The organism is Rathayibacter sp. AY1E6, assembly GCF_002931115.1.
Classification (GTDB): domain Bacteria; phylum Actinomycetota; class Actinomycetes; order Actinomycetales; family Microbacteriaceae; genus Rathayibacter.
In genome coordinates, this window is sequence record NZ_PSVK01000008.1 from 70,275 (window position 1) to 86,874 (window position 16,600).

Below are 16,600 nucleotides of genomic sequence, written 5' to 3' on the forward strand. Positions count from 1 at the left end.
CCGCATGACCACGGCCACCCTGCTCGCCCGGCTCGACCGCGGCGAGGCGTTGACGCGCGTGACCGCCGAGGAGCTCCTCGGCGCGCGCGGCGACGACCTCGACCTGCTGCTGGAGGCCGCCGGCCGCCTGCGCGACGACGGACTCGCCCGCCGCGGACGGCCCGGCGTCGTCACCTACTCGCGGAAGGTCTTCGTCCCGCTGACCAAGCTCTGCCGCGACCGGTGCCACTACTGCGTCTTCGTGGAGACACCGGGCGGGCTCGCGGCCAAGCGCGAGTCGACCTTCATGGAGCCGGAGGAGATCCTCGAGGTCGCCCGCGCCGGTGCCGAGCTCGGCTGCAAGGAGGCCCTGTTCACGCTCGGCGACCGCCCGGAGGACCGGTGGCCGGTCGCCCGCGCCTGGCTGGCCGAGCACGGCTACGCCTCGACGCTCGAGTACGTGCGCGCGATGGCCGTCCTGGTGATGAGCGAGACGGGCATGGTCACGCACCTGAACCCCGGCGTGATGTCGTGGGCCGAGCTGCAGCGGCTCCGCCCGGTCGCGCCCTCGATGGGCATGATGCTCGAGACGACCGCCGAGCGCCTCTGGTCCGAGAAGGGCGGTGTGCACTACGGCTCCCCGGACAAGGACCCGGCGCTGCGCCTGCGCGTGCTCGAGGACGCGGGCCGCAGCCGCATCCCCTTCACCACCGGCGTGCTGCTGGGCATCGGCGAGAACGCGGCGGAGCGGGCGGACGCCCTCTTCGCGATCCGCGAGTCCCACGAGCGGTGGGGCCACGTGCAGGAGTGCATCGTCCAGAACTTCCGCGCGAAGCCGCGGACGGCCATGCAGAACGAGGTCGACCTCGAGCTGCAGGAGTACGTGGCCAACGTCGCGGTCGCGCGCCTCGTGCTGGGCGCTGAGGCGACGATCCAGGCGCCGCCGAACCTCACCGACGAGCAGGAGCTCGGGCTGCTGCTGCGCGCCGGGGTCGACGACTGGGGCGGTGTCAGCCCGCTCACGGCGGATCACGTGAATCCGGAGCGCCCCTGGCCGAACATCGACGACCTCGCGCGGCTCACCGCGGCGGCCGGCTACCGGCTGCACGAGCGGCTGACCGCCCACCCGCAGTACCTCCGCGACTCGGCCACCTGGATCGATCCGCGCGTCGCTCCCTACGTCGAGGCGCTCGCCGACCGCGGGACCTGGCTCGCCGACGAGGCGGCAGCGGTCCTCCCCCGGCCCTACCGCGACTCGCTCGACGCCCTGCCCCGACCGGTCGCGCCCGCCCTCGGCGCCGTGCTCGCCCGGGCGGAGACGGACCCCGCCGGTCTCGAGGACGCCGACTACCTCGCCCTGCTCGCAGCCGACGGCGACGACCTCGACGCCCTCTCCGCTCTGGCGGACGACCTGCGGCACGACGCCGCCGGCGACGAGGTCTCGGTCGTCGTCAACCGCAACATCGACACCTCCCTCTGGGGAGACGGCGGGCTGACCGTCGAGCGGCTGGAGGAGCTCGCCGACGAGGCGGTCGCGCTCGGCGCCACCGAGCTCTGCCTCCAGGGCGCGATCGGACCGGAGCACCCGGGCGACGATCTGCTGCTGATCGTCCGCACGCTGAAGCAGCGGCAGCCCTCGCTGCACCTGCATGCCTACCGGCCCGGCGAGATCCTCGAGGTCGCCCGGCGCACGGGCCGAACCCTGCCCGCGATGCTCGACGCTCTGCGCGAGGCCGGCGTGGACTCCGTCCCGGGGACCGCCGCCCGCATCCTCGACGACGACGTCCGCGCCGTCCTGAGCGAGGGGACGGACCCGACCGTGGCCGAGTGGCGCGAGGCGATCACGGCCGCGCACCGCAGCGGCCTCCGCTCCACCTCGACCATGGTCTACGGACACGTCGAGACCCCCGAGCAGCAGCTCGCGCACCTGCGCACGCTCGCGGCGATCCAGGACGAGACGGGCGGCTTCACCGAGTTCATCGCGATGCCCTTCGTCCCGGCGGAGGCGCCTCCTTCCGTGGTGCGCGCGAGCCGGGGCGGGCCGACCCTCCGCGAGACCCGCGCCGTGCACGCCGTCGCACGGCTCGTCCTCCACGGCCGGATCGCCCACGTGCAGACCGCCTGGACCAAGCTCGGACTGCACGCGGCGCAGGTCCTCCTCCGCGGCGGGGCGGACGACCTCGGCGGCCTGCTGCTCGACGGGGCCCTGCGGCCCGAGGCCGGAGCGGAGGCCTACCGCTCGCTCGACATCGCGACCGTCGCCCGGCTGAGCGGCGAGATCGGCCGCGGCTGGCGCCAGCGCACCACGACGTACGGCGTGGTCGCGCCGGAGAGGGCGCTGCGGGCGGAGCCCGTCGCAGCGGCGGGTCCGCAGCGGATGCGCCTCCCGGTCCGCGGGACCCGCCGGGCGTCATGACCCGCTCCGAGTACCTGCGGCGCCAGGCCGATCTGGTCCGGGAGGAGCGGATCGAGTCGGGCAGCGCCACCGTGCGGCTGCTGACCGCGGGCGCCGAGAGCCCGCGCGCGGTCCTGCTGCTGACCGGCGTCGGCCGGGGCGCGCGGAGCGAGACCGGGCTGCTGCTGCCGATGCTGGCGCGGCGCCACCGCGTCGCCGCGCTCGAGCTCGCCGATCTCGGCGACCCCTGGCTCGACGGACCCGCCGCGGTCCGCGCCTCCCTGGACGCGCTCGGCGCCGAGGAGGCCGTCCTGATCGGCCACTCGCTCGGAGCCGCCGTGGCCCTCGCCGCGGGCGATCGGCGGGTGCGCGCCCTCGCCCTCGTGGCCGGATGGCTGCGCCCGACGGAGCGCCTCCTCCGCACGGCGCGCCTCTGGCCGATGCTGCCGCCCGACGCGCAGGAGGAGGCCGCTCGGCTCCTCGCCGTCCGCTCGGCCACCGCCTCCTCCCCGTGGGGCGCCGACGTCGCGCGGATGCTCGCCGCCTCCGCCCGGGCCGACGTCGCTGCGGCCGCCTCGGACTGCCGGGTTCCCGCCCTCGTGGTCGGCTGCTCCGCCGACGCTGTCGCCGGAGTCGAGGGCGCCGAGGCCCTGCTCGGCGCGATCGACGACGCCCGCTACGCCGTCCTCGACGCCGGTCACGCGGTGCTCGCCGAGCGGCCCGCCGAGCTCCTCGCCGTCCTCGAGCACTTCCTCGCCGATCCGCACCGCGACCCGGCGGGCAGCGTCCTGGCGAGGACGACGGTCTGATGGACGTCGACGTCGTCGTGATCGGCGCCGGGTTCGCCGGGCTCGGAGCCGCGGTCCGCCTGGAGCGCCGCGGCGGGACCTCGTTCGTCGTGCTGGAGCGCGCCGAGCGGATCGGCGGGACCTGGCGGGACAACGTCTACCCCGGGGTCTCCTGCGACATCCCCTCGCACCTCTACTCCTACTCCTTCGCCCCCGAGGCCGACTGGTCGGCGTTCTACGCCCCCGGGGCCGAGATCCAGTCCTACCTCGAGCGCGTCGTCGAGAAGGAGGGCCTGGCGCCCCGGCTCCGGCTGGGGACCGAGGTGCTCGAGGCGGTCTTCGACGAGGAGGCGCACCGCTGGCGGGTGCGCACCTCCCGGGGCGACTACTCCGCCGCGGTCCTCCTCGTCTGCGCGGGGCGCCTCTCCGAGCCCCGCCTCCCGGCCGTCCCGGGCCTGGGTTCGTTCGCGGGTCCCGCCTTCCACTCCGCACGCTGGCGGGACGACGTCGACCTTGACGGGAAGCGCATCGGCATCGTCGGCTCGGGCGCCTCCGCCGTGCAGATCGTGCCGCACCTCGCCGAGCGCGCCGCCGAGGTGGTGCTCTTCCAGCGCTCGGCCCCGTACGTCGTCCCCCGCCGGAACCGCCCGTACCCGCCGGAGGAGCGCCGAGCCCTCTCCCGCGCGCCCGGGGCCCTGGCGAGGCTCCGCGAGGAGCTGTTCTGGCGCGCCGAGCTCGGCTTCGCCGGCCGCGTCGCCGTGCCCGAGGCCATCGATCGGCTGCGGGCGGAGGCGCTCGGCCACCTCGAGGCGCAGATCGTCGATCCCGCGCTCCGCGCCGTGCTGACTCCGGACTACGAGATCGGCTGCAAGCGCGTGCTCCTCTCGGACGACTACTACCCCGCTCTCGCGCAGCCGCACGTCCGCGTCGTCCCCGGTCCGCTCCGGCGCCTCGAGGAGGGGGCCGCGCTCGGCGACGACGGCGTCCCGCACGGGGTCGACGTGCTCGTCTTCGCGACCGGCTTCCACTCCACGCGGCCGCCCTTCGCCCGGCGCATCCGCGGCCGCGGCGGCGTCCTCCTCGCCGACCGCTGGGCCGACGGCATGGTCGCGTACGAGTCGACCGCGGTCCACGGCTTCCCGAGCCTCTTCGTCGTCAACGGCCCCAACGCGAGCCTCGGCCACAACTCCGCGGTGCACATGATCGAGACGCAGATCGCCTACGTGCTCGCCGCGCTCGACCACCTCGCGGTCTCCGGCGCCGACCGGCTCGAGGTCACCGCCGAGGCCGAGGCCGCCTCCGTCGCACGGCTCGACGCCCTCAGCGCCGACACCGTCTGGACCAACGGCGGCTGCGAGAGCTGGTACCTGGACGACAACCGGCGACTCACCCTGCTCTGGCCCGACTTCGCCTTCGCCTTCCGCGAGGAGCTCGGCCGGTTCGACCCCTCGGCCTACACGACCTGACCGCGGCTCGCTATCGTGACCGCATGACCGACCGCGTGCTCTCTCCCGAACCGCCCGCCGACGGTGCGAAGCCGAAGGGACCGGCCTCGTACTTCCCGAGCATCGAGAAGACCTACGACCGTCCCGTCCAGGACTGGCTGGACCTCGCCGACGAGCGTCTGCGCTCCGAGCCGCACATGCAGGTCGTCACCTGGCTGAAGACCGAGCACGGCCTGGGCCACGGCCACGCCAACGCGATCGTCGCCTACGTCCGGGCCGCCCGCGCCTGACCGGTCCGCCCGTCGTCCGCACAGGCTAGGCCCGCCGGCCTCCCCGGACCACCCGTCGTCGGCGCCCGCGCCGTCCGGGGATAATCGGGGCATGCGCGAAGACGACGACGTCGATCTGGTGATCGACGCGTGGGCCGGGGCCCTGCCCGACCTCGATTTCGCGCCTCTGGACGTAGTCTCCCGCCTCCGCCGCCTCAGCCCGCGCGTGCAGGAGGTTCGGCGGCAGTCCTTCGCCGTCAGCGATCTCGCCCCGTGGGAGTTCGAGCTCCTCTCGCTGCTGCGGCAGCGCGGAGAGGGCGGGATGACGCCCTCGGCCCTGGCCACGCACCTCGCGCTGTCCAGCGGCAACCTGGCCAGCCGCGTCGACCGCCTCGGGGCTCGCGGGCTCGTGGTCCGCGAGCAGAACGCCGCCGACTCGCGCAGCAAGATCGTCTCGCTCACCCCGCGGGGCACGAAGCGGGTCGACGAGGCGATGCGCAATCTCGTCGCCGCCGAGGGCGAGGTGCTCGCCGACCTGGACACCGCGCAGGTGTCGGTCCTCATCGAGTGTCTGCGGCGGATCAGCGACACCCTCGACCGACTGCAGTGAGGCGCTACGCCCGACGAGCCTGAGAGGTCAAGCCCGTTCGGAGAGACGGGCACCGGACGTAGCGTGAAGCGTGCACGGTCGAGGCGTCAGCCACCCGTGCGGATGATCGCGAAAGCGGAGAGCACCATGACACAGATTTCTTCTATCCAACCCGCGCGATGGAGCCGGAACGGAGTCAGGATCGTCGTCGTCCCCGGGGCGGAGCTGCCCCGGTTCCGACTCGAGATCGACGCCCGACTGACCACCGCGCCCTCCCTCGTCCCCACCGGACCCTTCTCGACCGTCGAGGAGGCCGAGCGGGCCGCCGAGGTCGCCGCCGGCCTGCTGGGGGCCAAGATCCCGGCCTGAGCGAACACCGGTCGAGACGGCCGGATCAGCCCGCGAGCTCCGCGAGCGATCCGGTCGGGACCGCGATCCACCCCTCGGCCTCCGCCGCCTCCTGCAGTTCGGGAGGCACCGGCAGGGTCGCGCCCAGGGCGTGGGCGCGGGCGTTGAGAGCGGCGACGACGGCGTCGAACGCGTCGTCGGAGCGGCTCATCAGCGCGAGCGCGGCCGCCGGCACATCGAGCCAGGGCGCGGCCCGTCGCAGCGACTCCGCGGCGAGCGCCACGGCCTCCGGTCGCGTCTTGTACCCCGTGGTGTCCACTCCCCAGTGCCGCAGCGCCGCCGCCGGGTACGCCTCGACGAGCCGTCCGCGCCCGGAGCGGTCGACGTCCTCCCCGCTCGCGGCGAAGGCGTCGAGCAGCTCCGCGCAGCGCATCGCGGTCATCCCGAGCCGGTCGGTCGAGACGCTGAGCGGCCAGCGGCCGGTGACCTCGCGCGCCACCCGGTCCGTCTCGCGGTACGCGAGGAGGCGGCGCCAGTCGCGCCCGGCGAGCGTCCGCGGCGAGACCTCCCGTCGCGTGTGCGCGGAGACGAACGCCGCGAACTCCACCGGCCAGCCGAACGCGCAGTCGATCCCGATGACCGCCGCGTCCCGTGACGCCTCGACGATCATCGTGTCCTCGGCGCCGAGGGCGAGCGAGCGGACGACGGCCCGGCCGCCGGAGAACTCGAGGGCGGCGAGAGCGGTGCGAACCGGCTCCGCAGCGAGGTCGACACCGATCGTGAGCACGGGGACAGGGTAGGCGCTCCGGCGCTACGCTCGAGCGATGACGCCGCCCGCTCCCTCCCCCCGGGCGGAGTCGGCCCGCGTGCCGGTCGCGCTCCTCCGCCTCCTCGTGGCCGCCGCCGTGCTCGTCGCCGTGATCGCGACGGCCGTCGACACCGCCTCTCGGACGCCGCTGAACCCGTTTAACTTCTTCGGCTTCTTCACCATCCAGAGCAACATCGTGCTGGCCGTCGTGCTCGGAGCCACCGCCGTGCTCGCGCTCCGCCGCCGTCCCGCGCCCGGCGGGCTCGTGCTGGTGAGGGGTGCCTTCACCGGGTACATCATCATCGTCGGCCTCGTCTACAACACCCTCCTCACCGATGTGGCGGGCGGAGTGGCGCTACCGTGGGCCAACACCGTCATGCACGTGCTGTTCCCCGTCTACGGACTGCTCGACTGGCTGCTGCTCGCGGATCGCCCTCCGCTGCCGTGGCGGAGGCTCTGGCTGGTCGTGGTCTACCCGATCGTCTGGCTCGTCGTGGTGCTGATCCGCGGAGCGACGGACGGCTGGGTGCCCTATCCGTTCCTGGATCCCGCGACCGGGTACGGGCAGGTGTCGGTGTTCGTCGTCGGGATCGCGGTCGCGTTCCTCGCGTCGGGGGCGCTGGTCTGGGCGATGAGCCGGCTGCGGATCGTGCCGGTGGCAGGCGGCTGAGAGGACGCTCGCCTTCCAGACGGTTCCGCCCGCCGGACGACCGGATCCGCTGCCGTCGCGCACATCCGGCCCGTTCTGGGGTCACCCGTTCGGGGTCATCCGGGGCGCCGCTCCCCTAGCGTCAGCACCGACGGCTCCCCCACCGTCCTCCCCCTCGAGAACGGTCCCCCATGAGCCTCTCCCTCTCCCGCCCGCCGACCCCGAGCCGCCGCGTCCGCGCCCTCGCCGTCGGAGCCGCGCTCGCCCTCGCCGCCGCGCTGCTCCCGGCGCAGGCCGCCGCCGCCGCCACTCCCGCCACCCTCTCGGTGCTGAGCCTCGGCGACTCCATCACCCAGGCCTACGGGACCTGCGGCTCCTTCGCGGACTGCCCCCGCAACAACTGGTCCACCGGCACCAGCTCCTCCGTGAACTCCTTCGCCTCCCGCTTGCGGACCGCGCTCCCCGGCACCACCGTCACGACCGCGAACTTCGCCACCACCGGCGACGTCGTCGCGCAGGTCCCCTCGCGGATCGACGCCGCGGTCGCCGCCGGCGTGCGGCCGGACGTCGTCACCCTGCTCATCGGCGGCAACGACCTCTGCTCGCCCGACAACCGCGTCGCCTCCGACGGCTACACGATGACCCCGGCGAGCACGTTCCGCACCGGAGCCTCCGCCGCGATCACGAAGATCCGCACCACGTGGCCCTCCGCCCGCATCGTCCTCTCGTCGATGCCGAACGTGGCCTCCGAGTGGTCGGTCGTGAAGACCGGAGTCGGCGCGCTCGTCTGGGCGGGCGGCGACCTCTGCCGGACCACGCGCGGCGTCAGCTCCACCGGCCGCAGGCTCAGCAGCACCGCCGCTGCCGCCTCCGCCGCTGCCGCGAAGACGCGGACGACGCAGTACAACACCGCGCTGCAGACGGCGTGCAGCGCCGCCGGTCAGCTCTGCGACTGGGACGGCGGAGCGCTCACCGCGACCCCCGTCACCAGGGGCCTGATCGGGACCACCGACTACTTCCACCCGAGCGTCGCGGGTCAGGCGAAGATCGCCTCGATCCAGTGGGCGGCGTCGAACTTCTCGAAGTAGCGGCCTCCGGAGCGGCCGCTCACGCGTCGAGCGGCCGCTCACCCTCGCGGCGGCGACGCTGCTCCTCGGCGAGCCGCGCGTAGTGCGCCTCCTCGCGCTCGAGGTCGGCGAGCTGCTCCTCGGTGCTCTTCGGAGCGGGCCGCACCACCATCGGCGGCGGCGCCTGCTTCCGGCGGCGGGGCACTCGGCCGCCCGGCACGAAGGATCCGCCGTCGCCGCGCTTCCAGTCGTGCCCGAGCAGGAACCACAGCGAGACGCCGATGAGCGGGAGGAAGAAGATCAGCAGGATCCACACGATCTTTGGCAGGTTCTTGATGATGTTGTCCGGCTGCCGTACGACGTCGACCAGCGCGAGCACGGTCAGGACGATGATCAGCAGCGAGAAGACGAACCCCATGCAGACGAGGGTACGACGCCGCCGCGCGAGCAGAGTGCTACTCGGAGAGTCGCATCACGACTCCGGCGTCGAACACTCCGCGGTCCGCTCCTTTCCTCTCGCGCACCGCTTCGACCTCGCTCCAGGCCACTCCGAGCTCCGACGCGAGCGCATGCAGGACTTCCGCGACGTCCGCCAGCTCTTCGACGGACGGGGCAGCCAGGACCTCGTCGCATTCCTCCTTCAGCTTCGCCAGGAGCCAGGCCCGCCGCTCGCCGGCATCGACGGATCTGAAGCGCGCGTCGACACCGAGACCCCAAAGCAGTGCCGGTACACCGTCTCGGACGAGCTTCTCCCTCGTCATGTCAGCAGCCGGACGAGCTCTGATGCTGACGCGACGGACCCGCCCGCGTCGACGTCGGGGGCCCGGAGAGCGTCGACTGCACCACGGACATCGCTCCACGGAGGACGGTCTCCGGTCACATCGACGGCCGGGCCCCATCGAGTACCCTCCGCTGAAAGTGGACCGAGCACCTTCCCCCACCCCGACAACTCCACCCGATACCCGTTCGAACGCCTCTCCGGATTGTGACCTGGAAGAATGACGGCTGGCACCCCTGATGCCACGCACGTCGTCGCGATTCCATGTCCTCCGTGATGCACGACGGCAGCCAGCTCCGGAAACACTTCTTCGAGATCCCAGAGAGCCGCGACGTGGATGGCGTCCGGGACATGTCGATACGAATCCGCTGACGCCTGGTCTCCGGTCGCCACATAGATTTCTCCTTCCCAGTTCTCGAAAGCGTGCAGGAACTCCGAGTCGATTCCTCCTACCGTCCGATAGAACAGCAACCCGGATCCATGCAGACCCGCTTTGACCGGTCCGAGAACGCCAGTGAAAACCACTTCTCTCATACCGACGCGGCTCTCCATTACGTCAAGACTCGGCGCACTCGGTATTGCGATCAGCCCGCGTTCGAACAGTTCTCGAACATCTCGATCGACCAGGGGAAGCCCTCGCCGCCCAAGAGCCTCGTTGACCGCCATGAGCGGTCCGGTCCAGATCTCGGACACTCCCTCGCCCTGATAGCGGTAGCCGACGAGCTGATTGTCTTGGCATAGCGTGACGATCGGGATGGAGAGCGAAGCGCAAGCTACGATCATCGACAATCGGTTATCGTTGATCACCCGGTCCGGCCTGAACCGCTGGAGCACAGCGACGTCAGCAACGACTGCTTTATCGAACACGCCAGGATCTCCCCATTCTGCCCATGGGTCGATGTCTGCGACACCTTCGCGGTAATAGGCTGTCGTGAAGATTCCCGCCTTCGAGACCAATCGATCGTGCACCGCATTCTGCCGACCGAGTAGAACACAGTCCCAACCCGCGGAGTGAAAAGCCCGACCTATGGCTACCAGGCGCGTGACGTGGCCGTTCCCCCTTCCCCACGAGACATGCAGTACAACGGGGCGCTTCATGTCGCCCTCGCAAACCGAAAATTCTCAACGAGCGCGACGACAGTCGAATGCGATGCAGCGGCGACCAGGCCCACCTCTTCTCCCGCGAGAGCGAGTTCCCAGTCGGCGAGATCTGGAGTTGCGTTCGCTCGCGCGATCACCGTACGCAGGTGATGCGGAGGAAGAGAGCGCGTCAATGGCGCGACGACCTTTTCGTGCGCATTGCCGATGACAACGTAGCCATCGACATCGCTACCAAGGGCTAGGACGTCTCGCCATGATGAGATCTCGATCTCTTGCGCTATTCCTGCATAGCCCCGCAGGTCTAGGGCGCCGGGGATCATGTGGACGTGCATGTGATGACAGAGGCGCTCTCCAGGACGACTTCGAAGACAGTGACCGGTACGCCCGTGCTCGAACAGAACGTAGTCCCCGAACTCTGCACAGATACGCTTACCGAGGTCGGCCTCCAATGCGTCGAGCCGCTCTGCCGCCTGCGCATCCATGTCTGCGGCCGATGGATAGTGCTCGGTTGTGTAGATGAGGAGGTGACCCTGCCGAAGGGGAGCTGGATCAGAACAGACCGCGAGTCCGTCTTCCTCCCACACTCGACGCGGATTCGACCTGCAGAAGACCCATTCGGGGTCCCAGGTGACCGACATTCTTCATCATTTCCTTTCGCTCGAACTCGATGAGATGGACTGGACTGCGGCAAGTGCTAGATCGACCTCATTTGTCGTAGTTCTCGGCCCGAAACTCACCCGGACAGTCCCGCCATCGCCTGTGCCGAGAGTCTCGTGGGCCAGAGGAGAGCAATGCAGTCCGGCGCGAACGAGAATGTCGAAGCGTTCTTCGAGGAGCGAAGCAGCAACACTCGGGGTCACACGGTTCATCCGGAACGACACCACTCCGACAGGTTCTTCGGCGCTGGGCGATTCGATGAGGGTGACCGCGCCACCACCACTGAGACCAGTAACGAATCGTTCTCGCAAATCGGTTGCTCGACGCCGCCTTCTGGCGATCTCGGCCCCGTCCAACAGCCTCAGAGCCGCGCCTAACCCGGCGATTCCGATCCCATTCTGTGTTCCCGCCTCTTGCGACCAGGGCAGCCAGCAGGGATGATCCCGACTTTCAGAACGTCCACCCGATTAGCCGGTGACGAAAGGCGACAACCGGACACCTTCTCCGACAACAGCGCCACCAACACCCAAAGGTCCCCCCAAACCCTTGTGCCCAGCGAACACCAGCACGTCCGCAAGACCCGCGTCGACATCAAGGTACCCAAGCGCCTGCGCCCCATCCACGGCGATGAAAACACCGGCCTCTCTGCAGATTTCAGAGATTTCACGGATCGGAAGCACTGAACCGGAGACGTTGGAGGCCCAGGTGACAATGACCCCGGCGACTCCGCCGGCAAGCAGTTGCTCCTGCAGTCGATCGAGATCGAACGGTCCGCTGGTCGAGGGCGGAATGATCTCATGCCTGACCGAACCCTCCTGCGCCGCTGCATGAAGTGGCCGAACCACTGAATTGTGTTCGAAAGCGGACGTCAGGACGCGGCCCCCGATCGAGCCCAGGTGGTGCACAACCGCATTGAGAGACATCGTTGCATTCAGCGAGAAGGTCACCCGCTCCGGATCGATGCATTTGACCAGATCTGCTAGCGACTCACGAGCTGCCCAGACTTGGCCCTCAGCCCAAGCGAATAGCCGGTGCCCCGACCTGCCTGGGCTTGTTCCACGTTAAGCATAGGATTTCATGGCGTCCACTACATGATGCGCCTTGGGAAAAGACGTGGCCGCAGAATCGAGATAAATCACTCCGCACCTCTTCGTGTGGGTCTTCGTCGGTTCGATGTGATGATGAACATATATCCCACAGCCATCCACGCCGACGACTGGCACGAAATGACACTCGCCGCGCCTGGCTCTGTGAGAGCTGGACAGCGGGCGAGCCTTGGCGCCACGTCTGCGCGTGCGCACGGTGTTCACGACCCGAGGGGTGCCACGCGCGCCACACTCTGGTCGCCGAAGGGCACAGCCTGCTACGGTCTCGCACATCGAATTGCGAAGTCACAAGCGAACTGACGTGAAGCGATCACTCCTTTACCGCGACATCGCGGAGTGCAGTCCGCAACGTACAATGAGGGCCGGCTCTGCGATGCCTCCAGGTACGCGAGAAAGGATGAAGGCATGTCAGGACCGTTGATCTTCCCGCAGAAAGCAGACGGTGTTTCTCCGGAGGTTTCAGTCGTCGTTCCGACCTATGACCGCCCTGACGAGTTGAGAAGAACTCTGACGACATTAGCGCAACAAGAGGCGTCGTTCACCTATGAGGTCATCGTCGCAGACGACGGCTCTTCGAGCGATACCGTTGCGGTCGTCAAGGCCTTCGAACACGCGATTGACATCTCATACACTCGCCAACGAGACGACGGGTTCCGCCTGAGCGCGGTAAGGAATCTCGGCGCGCGAGCATCTCGGGGCAGAACACTGATCTTCCTCGATTGCGGCACTCTCGCGGGCGAGAACCTGATTCAGTCCCATGCGGCGAACGTGGAAGTCGGTAAACGCAGTACAGCAGGGCCGACCTACGGCTGGGACTTCTCTGGCGAAGATGCCCATGCATTCCGTTCTCTTGTCAGCGGCCCGGACTGGCGCACAAGACACATGGAGATGGCTACGCGGCCCGGCTACGCTGATTACAGATCGGACAAGTGGTTGGATGTCGATGTCCGGCGGGTTCCGCTGGCGGTCCCCTGGCGTTTCTACTGGGGACGGAACATTGCAGTGGCGCGATCGGATTTCTTCTCCGCGGGCGGTTTCGACGAGCGCTTCTCAACTTATGGAGTCGAAGAGTGGAGTTCGGCTACAGGCTATGCCGGATGGGCCTTTCTCTTCACTGGATAGAGGACGCGTGGGGCGTAGAACTGCCGAGCATCTCCGAAAATACAGCCGAACAAGCAAGAAGCAATCGAGCTAACCTGGAACAGTGGGCCGATCGATGTGTCGATATGGAAATCGAGTTCTTCATCTGCAACAGGCCCCTGGCGCAATTGGAGCAGCCCGAGTGGGAGCGCGTCGCGAGGTGGGCTCGAGATTCAACGAACAGCCGAGCTGACCTGCAGATCCTTCGTCAGCATCCGAACGACACATCGATGCTTTTCGTCGGACTGATGTCTGAAGTAGCTCATTCACGGTCCGTCGTCGCGCTCGGGCCGGGTTTTCCCATTGCGTCCGAACATCCGAGCGGCTGGTCGACTGCACGGCGACCGGTCAATCTCAACGCGATCGGGATCCGATGCGGTTTCGCCGAACGCGAATTCGACATGGTGTACCTGAGCGATGCGATGGCGCCCCTGGCTGCAGTGTGGGGTGAGCATCTTCTGGCCACGGCCCGGAGGTGCGGGAAGGACCTGTTGCTGGGGCGCGGTCTCGCCGCGGCATTTCAATCAGCGGGGATAGGGTCGGACGGCTTTTAGGTGAGAGATATTCAGTGGCGCGCATCAGTTTCGGATCGCAACGACCCGGGCGACATCGAGGATCCACCTTCGTCCGCCCGCGCCAACTAGACCGGTCAGCGACTAAGGAGGAACCACTGTCTGGCGCTCGCGTCCCACAATCCGTCGCCCTGACCCTGCTGAGCAACGCGACCATCGGAGGCCTCACGAGCGTAGCCGTTCCCGTCTCCCTCGACTCGGCCGGTCACTCAAAGGGCGAGATCGCCGTGTTCTTTCTCGTCAACGCGGCCGCCGCCATCGTCTACAACACCCTGCTCGTCCCTACAGTTCGCCATCACGGGTACCCGCGCAGCGCATTGGTCCTGACCTGCGCAGCCGTCCCGGTCGCCCTCCTTGCACTCCGCGCGACCGCAGGTACATTCGTGCTCGTCATGCTGAGCGGCGTTCTCCTGCTCCTCGTCAGCACGATCGTCCCGCAGATCTTCGGCCGCGTCGCCGCGCAGCTGAGTGACGACGAACAGGTCGCCGCGGTCACGCGTCTTCGGCTGATGACGGTCGGCGGATACATCCTCGGCCTCGTCATCTACTCGGCCGTGTCCGCGCTCGGGCTCGATCCTCTCTTGATCGCCTCCGTGTTCGGCGGCATCACGATGATCGGTGCGACCTGCAGACCATTCGCTGGACGCGCGTTCCCGCGCGAGCACGATGGCGGAGAAGTCGGAACGCCTCGAGCGAGAAGCGGAGCGTTCTTCACTGCGCTTGTCCTCGTGGCGCTTCTCAAGTCGGCCGACACCCTTCGGGGGATCTATCTGCCGCTGTTCGCTGTCTCGTCCGGGCTCCGCCCTGCCGAGGTGCCTCCTTTGTTCCTGATATCGGCTCTACTGGAGTTGGCCGCGCTGCCTCTGCTCGGTCGGCTCAGCGCGGCCCGCGGCAGCGCCGTCACCCTCGTCGTGATCGCCCTCTTCGGGGTCGGATCGTTCTCGCTCCTGCTCCTCGCGACCACCTATCCGGTGCTGCTGCTGGCCCAGGTGCTCTACGCCGTTGTGGGCGTCGGCTTTCAGAGCACCGGCCTGGTCCTGCTCGGTCGAACGAGCAGGGGCGGAGTCGGCGCGGGCGCCAGCGCATACACGGCCGTGACGCAGGTCGGGACCGTCCTCGGAGCAGTGCTGCCGCTGATGGTCGAGGGCTACTCGTCCGGGATCTTCGTCATCGCGACCGTCCTGGTGGCGCTGGCCGGGATGCTGGCCGTCGCGCTGCGGGCGGTCGGCGGACGCTGGTGACGGCATCCGATCGCGCCAGCACACCGGCGACTCTTGCGCACCGGATGCTGACTTTCTCGCGAAGCGCTGAATCAGACCGATGCACGCGTCTCAGCCGTAGTTGCGCACCCCCGCCCGGCCATTCCGCGCTCATGACACCATCGGATGATGACCGAGACGCCTCCCGCCCCCGCCTCGACACCGGTGAAGAAGCGCCTCACGGCCGCCCGTCTCGCCCTGATCGCCGGCCTCGTCCTCGCCGTCGCCGGCCTGGCCGCGCTCGCACTCGTGCCTCTGCAGTACGCGAACATCGACCGTCAGGGCTTCGACTACGTCTGCAGCGTCAGCCTCGGCGGTGTCCCGCCCGAAGCGGGAGAGCTCGTCCGCGGCTTCTGGTCGTGGTGGCCGCTCGGCGCAGCCTGTGAATGGAAGCTCCTCAACGGCACGACGGTCGTCGACCTCCCCGACTGGTCGACGACCGCCGTCGCGATCGTGGGCGCCGTCCTGCTCGTCGTCGGAGCGGCGCTCGCGATCGCGTCGCCGTTCCTCCGCCGCCGGAGCGCTCCGGCCGGGACCGCCTAGCGGTCGAAGAGGTTCCCGAGGTCGCCGAGACCCGGCAGCTGGAAGTCCGAGCCGAACTCGGACACCTGCTCCCCCAGCCCGGACACGTGCTCGCCCGCGCCGGAGACGAACTCGCCCGCGCCGCCCGTGATGTCGCCGAAGTCACCCAGGTCCCCGAATCCGCCGGCCAGGTTCTCGAAGTCCACGCCGAGACCGGACGCCTGCGCGAGCAGAGGACCGGCGACGCTGCTGATCACGGCACCGCCTGCGACCGCCGCGAGCAGTCCGCCCGCCGCGCCGAGCCCGATGCCCGCCGCCGCTCCGACGCCCGCGCCCGCGAGCGTACCGCGCGTCCCCGGCTTCGAGAACATCTTCTTGAGGAATCCCGGGTTGTTCGCCTCTCCCCGCGTCGCCGCACGCGCCAGGTCGTCGGGGGCGGGGGACCGCGGCTGCTCGTTCGCGGGCAGCTCGTCGCGGAGCCGGGCCTCGACCTGGGTGCGCTGCGCCGGCGTCAGCTTCGCGAACGCGTCGCGGTGGACCTGCTCGAGCTGCTCCGGGTCGGCGGTGCGGAGGAGGTAGTCGTAGCGCGCGATCGCCGCGCGGTCCTCCTGCGTGACCACAGGCTGCTGCCCGGGCCGGGCGTCCTGGGGTCGCGCGGAGGGGCGCTGCGGCGAGCCGTACTGCTGGGGCGGCTGAGCCTGCCCGCTCCGCGAGTCGCCCGTCACCTTGTCGGCGGCGGTGCGCACCAGGTCGCGCCAATCGGTCGTCCCGCTCGAGGACGACCCCGAGCCGCTCTTCGAATCGAGCGCCTTCGACGCCATGCCGAGAACGCGCTTGAACATGCTCACAGAGAACCTTCCGTCGAGTACCAGCCTCGATCATGTCGAGGCAGCCTGAACGAAGGCCCGCGGGACGCCCTCAGAAGACCGTGAGCGGTCAGAACCTCGGGCGACGCTTCGAGAGCGTATCCGTGCTCCCCGCCTGATCGAGGAGCTCGCGCACGTACCGCGGGCGGAAGACGGCCCGCCACATCCCGCCGAGAAGGGGGTCTCGGATTCCGCCGGTCACCGCCTGCGGACGGCCGCCATGCGACCGGCTATCGCGAGCAGCGCACTGAAACCCGCGCGC

At 69.5% G+C, this 16,600-nt stretch carries 18 protein-coding genes and 1 pseudogene; 12 read left to right on the forward strand and 7 right to left on the reverse strand.

The window, feature by feature from the left end; genetic code table 11:
- Positions 1-4: 4 nt before the first annotated feature.
- From cofG to C5C46_RS09140, 6 genes are all read left to right on the forward strand, one after another.
- Positions 5-2,395, forward strand: coding sequence for a 7,8-didemethyl-8-hydroxy-5-deazariboflavin synthase CofG (gene cofG / locus C5C46_RS09115; protein ID WP_104226456.1), 2,391 nt, complete (start codon positions 5-7; stop codon positions 2,393-2,395).
- Positions 2,392-3,183 carry an alpha/beta fold hydrolase gene (locus C5C46_RS09120; protein WP_104226457.1) on the forward strand — a complete coding sequence of 264 codons (792 nt, stop codon included), beginning with the start codon at positions 2,392-2,394 and terminating at the stop codon, positions 3,181-3,183. The genes cofG and C5C46_RS09120 overlap by 4 nt, the downstream gene beginning before the upstream one ends.
- Positions 3,183-4,628 (forward strand): NAD(P)/FAD-dependent oxidoreductase, encoded by a 1,446-nt coding sequence (locus C5C46_RS09125; RefSeq protein WP_104226458.1) that lies wholly within the window; start codon positions 3,183-3,185, stop codon positions 4,626-4,628. The genes C5C46_RS09120 and C5C46_RS09125 overlap by 1 nt, the downstream gene beginning before the upstream one ends.
- A 23-nt stretch (positions 4,629-4,651) precedes the next feature.
- Positions 4,652-4,897, forward strand: a complete 246-nt coding sequence (locus C5C46_RS09130) for a DUF4287 domain-containing protein (protein WP_104226459.1) — start codon at positions 4,652-4,654, stop codon at positions 4,895-4,897.
- A 91-nt stretch (positions 4,898-4,988) separates the two neighbouring features.
- The gene (locus C5C46_RS09135; protein WP_104226460.1) at positions 4,989-5,486 is read left to right on the forward strand and encodes a MarR family winged helix-turn-helix transcriptional regulator; all 498 of its coding nucleotides are present in this window, start codon (positions 4,989-4,991) and stop codon (positions 5,484-5,486) included.
- 126 nt (positions 5,487-5,612) lie between these two features.
- Positions 5,613-5,834 carry a hypothetical protein gene (locus C5C46_RS09140; protein ID WP_146076606.1) on the forward strand — a complete coding sequence of 74 codons (222 nt, stop codon included), beginning with the start codon at positions 5,613-5,615 and terminating at the stop codon, positions 5,832-5,834.
- Between the two features lie 25 nt (positions 5,835-5,859).
- On the opposite strand, the gene C5C46_RS09145 is transcribed toward C5C46_RS09140, so the two are convergent.
- The gene (locus C5C46_RS09145) at positions 5,860-6,600 is read right to left on the reverse strand and encodes a DUF429 domain-containing protein (protein ID WP_104226462.1); all 741 of its coding nucleotides are present in this window, start codon (positions 6,598-6,600) and stop codon (positions 5,860-5,862) included.
- Positions 6,601-6,637: 37 nt separating this feature from the next.
- Between C5C46_RS09145 and C5C46_RS09150 the strand changes: the two genes are divergently transcribed.
- Complete coding sequence (locus tag C5C46_RS09150; protein WP_104226463.1) at positions 6,638-7,291, forward strand: Pr6Pr family membrane protein; 654 nt, start codon at positions 6,638-6,640, stop codon at positions 7,289-7,291.
- 170 nt (positions 7,292-7,461) lie between these two features.
- Positions 7,462-8,358, forward strand: coding sequence for a GDSL-type esterase/lipase family protein (locus C5C46_RS09155; protein WP_104226464.1), 897 nt, complete (start codon positions 7,462-7,464; stop codon positions 8,356-8,358).
- A 19-nt stretch (positions 8,359-8,377) separates the two neighbouring features.
- Here the strand turns inward: C5C46_RS09155 and C5C46_RS09160 are convergent, their stop codons facing one another.
- From C5C46_RS09160 to C5C46_RS17240, 5 genes and pseudogenes are all read right to left on the reverse strand, one after another.
- The gene (locus C5C46_RS09160; protein WP_104224622.1) at positions 8,378-8,755 is read right to left on the reverse strand and encodes a PLD nuclease N-terminal domain-containing protein; all 378 of its coding nucleotides are present in this window, start codon (positions 8,753-8,755) and stop codon (positions 8,378-8,380) included.
- A 37-nt stretch (positions 8,756-8,792) separates the two neighbouring features.
- A complete protein-coding gene (locus C5C46_RS09165; RefSeq protein ID WP_104226465.1) occupies positions 8,793-9,098 on the reverse strand; it encodes a nucleoside triphosphate pyrophosphohydrolase in 306 nt (101 codons plus the stop codon).
- Complete coding sequence (locus C5C46_RS16600; protein ID WP_146078964.1) at positions 9,095-9,982, reverse strand: glycosyltransferase; 888 nt, start codon at positions 9,980-9,982, stop codon at positions 9,095-9,097. Before C5C46_RS16600 ends, C5C46_RS09165 begins: the two co-directional genes overlap by 4 nt.
- A gap of 227 nt (positions 9,983-10,209) precedes the next feature.
- A complete protein-coding gene (locus C5C46_RS16605) occupies positions 10,210-10,854 on the reverse strand; it encodes a hypothetical protein (protein ID WP_146078965.1) in 645 nt (214 codons plus the stop codon).
- A gap of 6 nt (positions 10,855-10,860) precedes the next feature.
- A pseudogene (locus tag C5C46_RS17240) lies at positions 10,861-11,910 on the reverse strand (aminotransferase class V-fold PLP-dependent enzyme); the annotation flags it as partial.
- Between the two features lie 474 nt (positions 11,911-12,384).
- Here C5C46_RS17240 and C5C46_RS09190 point away from each other — a divergent pair.
- From C5C46_RS09190 to C5C46_RS16895, 4 genes are all read left to right on the forward strand, one after another.
- The gene (locus C5C46_RS09190) at positions 12,385-13,101 is read left to right on the forward strand and encodes a glycosyltransferase (RefSeq protein ID WP_104226468.1); all 717 of its coding nucleotides are present in this window, start codon (positions 12,385-12,387) and stop codon (positions 13,099-13,101) included.
- Positions 13,077-13,673 (forward strand): hypothetical protein, encoded by a 597-nt coding sequence (locus C5C46_RS09195; protein WP_146078966.1) that lies wholly within the window; start codon positions 13,077-13,079, stop codon positions 13,671-13,673. The genes C5C46_RS09190 and C5C46_RS09195 overlap by 25 nt, the downstream gene beginning before the upstream one ends.
- Before the next feature lie 245 nt (positions 13,674-13,918).
- Positions 13,919-14,932 (forward strand): hypothetical protein, encoded by a 1,014-nt coding sequence (locus C5C46_RS09200; protein ID WP_104226470.1) that lies wholly within the window; start codon positions 13,919-13,921, stop codon positions 14,930-14,932.
- 147 nt (positions 14,933-15,079) lie between these two features.
- Positions 15,080-15,493, forward strand: coding sequence for a hypothetical protein (locus tag C5C46_RS16895; RefSeq protein ID WP_104339898.1), 414 nt, complete (start codon positions 15,080-15,082; stop codon positions 15,491-15,493).
- On the opposite strand, the gene C5C46_RS09210 is transcribed toward C5C46_RS16895, so the two are convergent.
- On the reverse strand, positions 15,490-16,314 hold the full coding sequence (locus C5C46_RS09210) for a hypothetical protein (protein ID WP_258059414.1): 825 nt from the start codon (positions 16,312-16,314) through the stop codon (positions 15,490-15,492). The genes C5C46_RS16895 and C5C46_RS09210 overlap by 4 nt on opposite strands.
- Positions 16,315-16,600 lie beyond the last annotated feature (286 nt).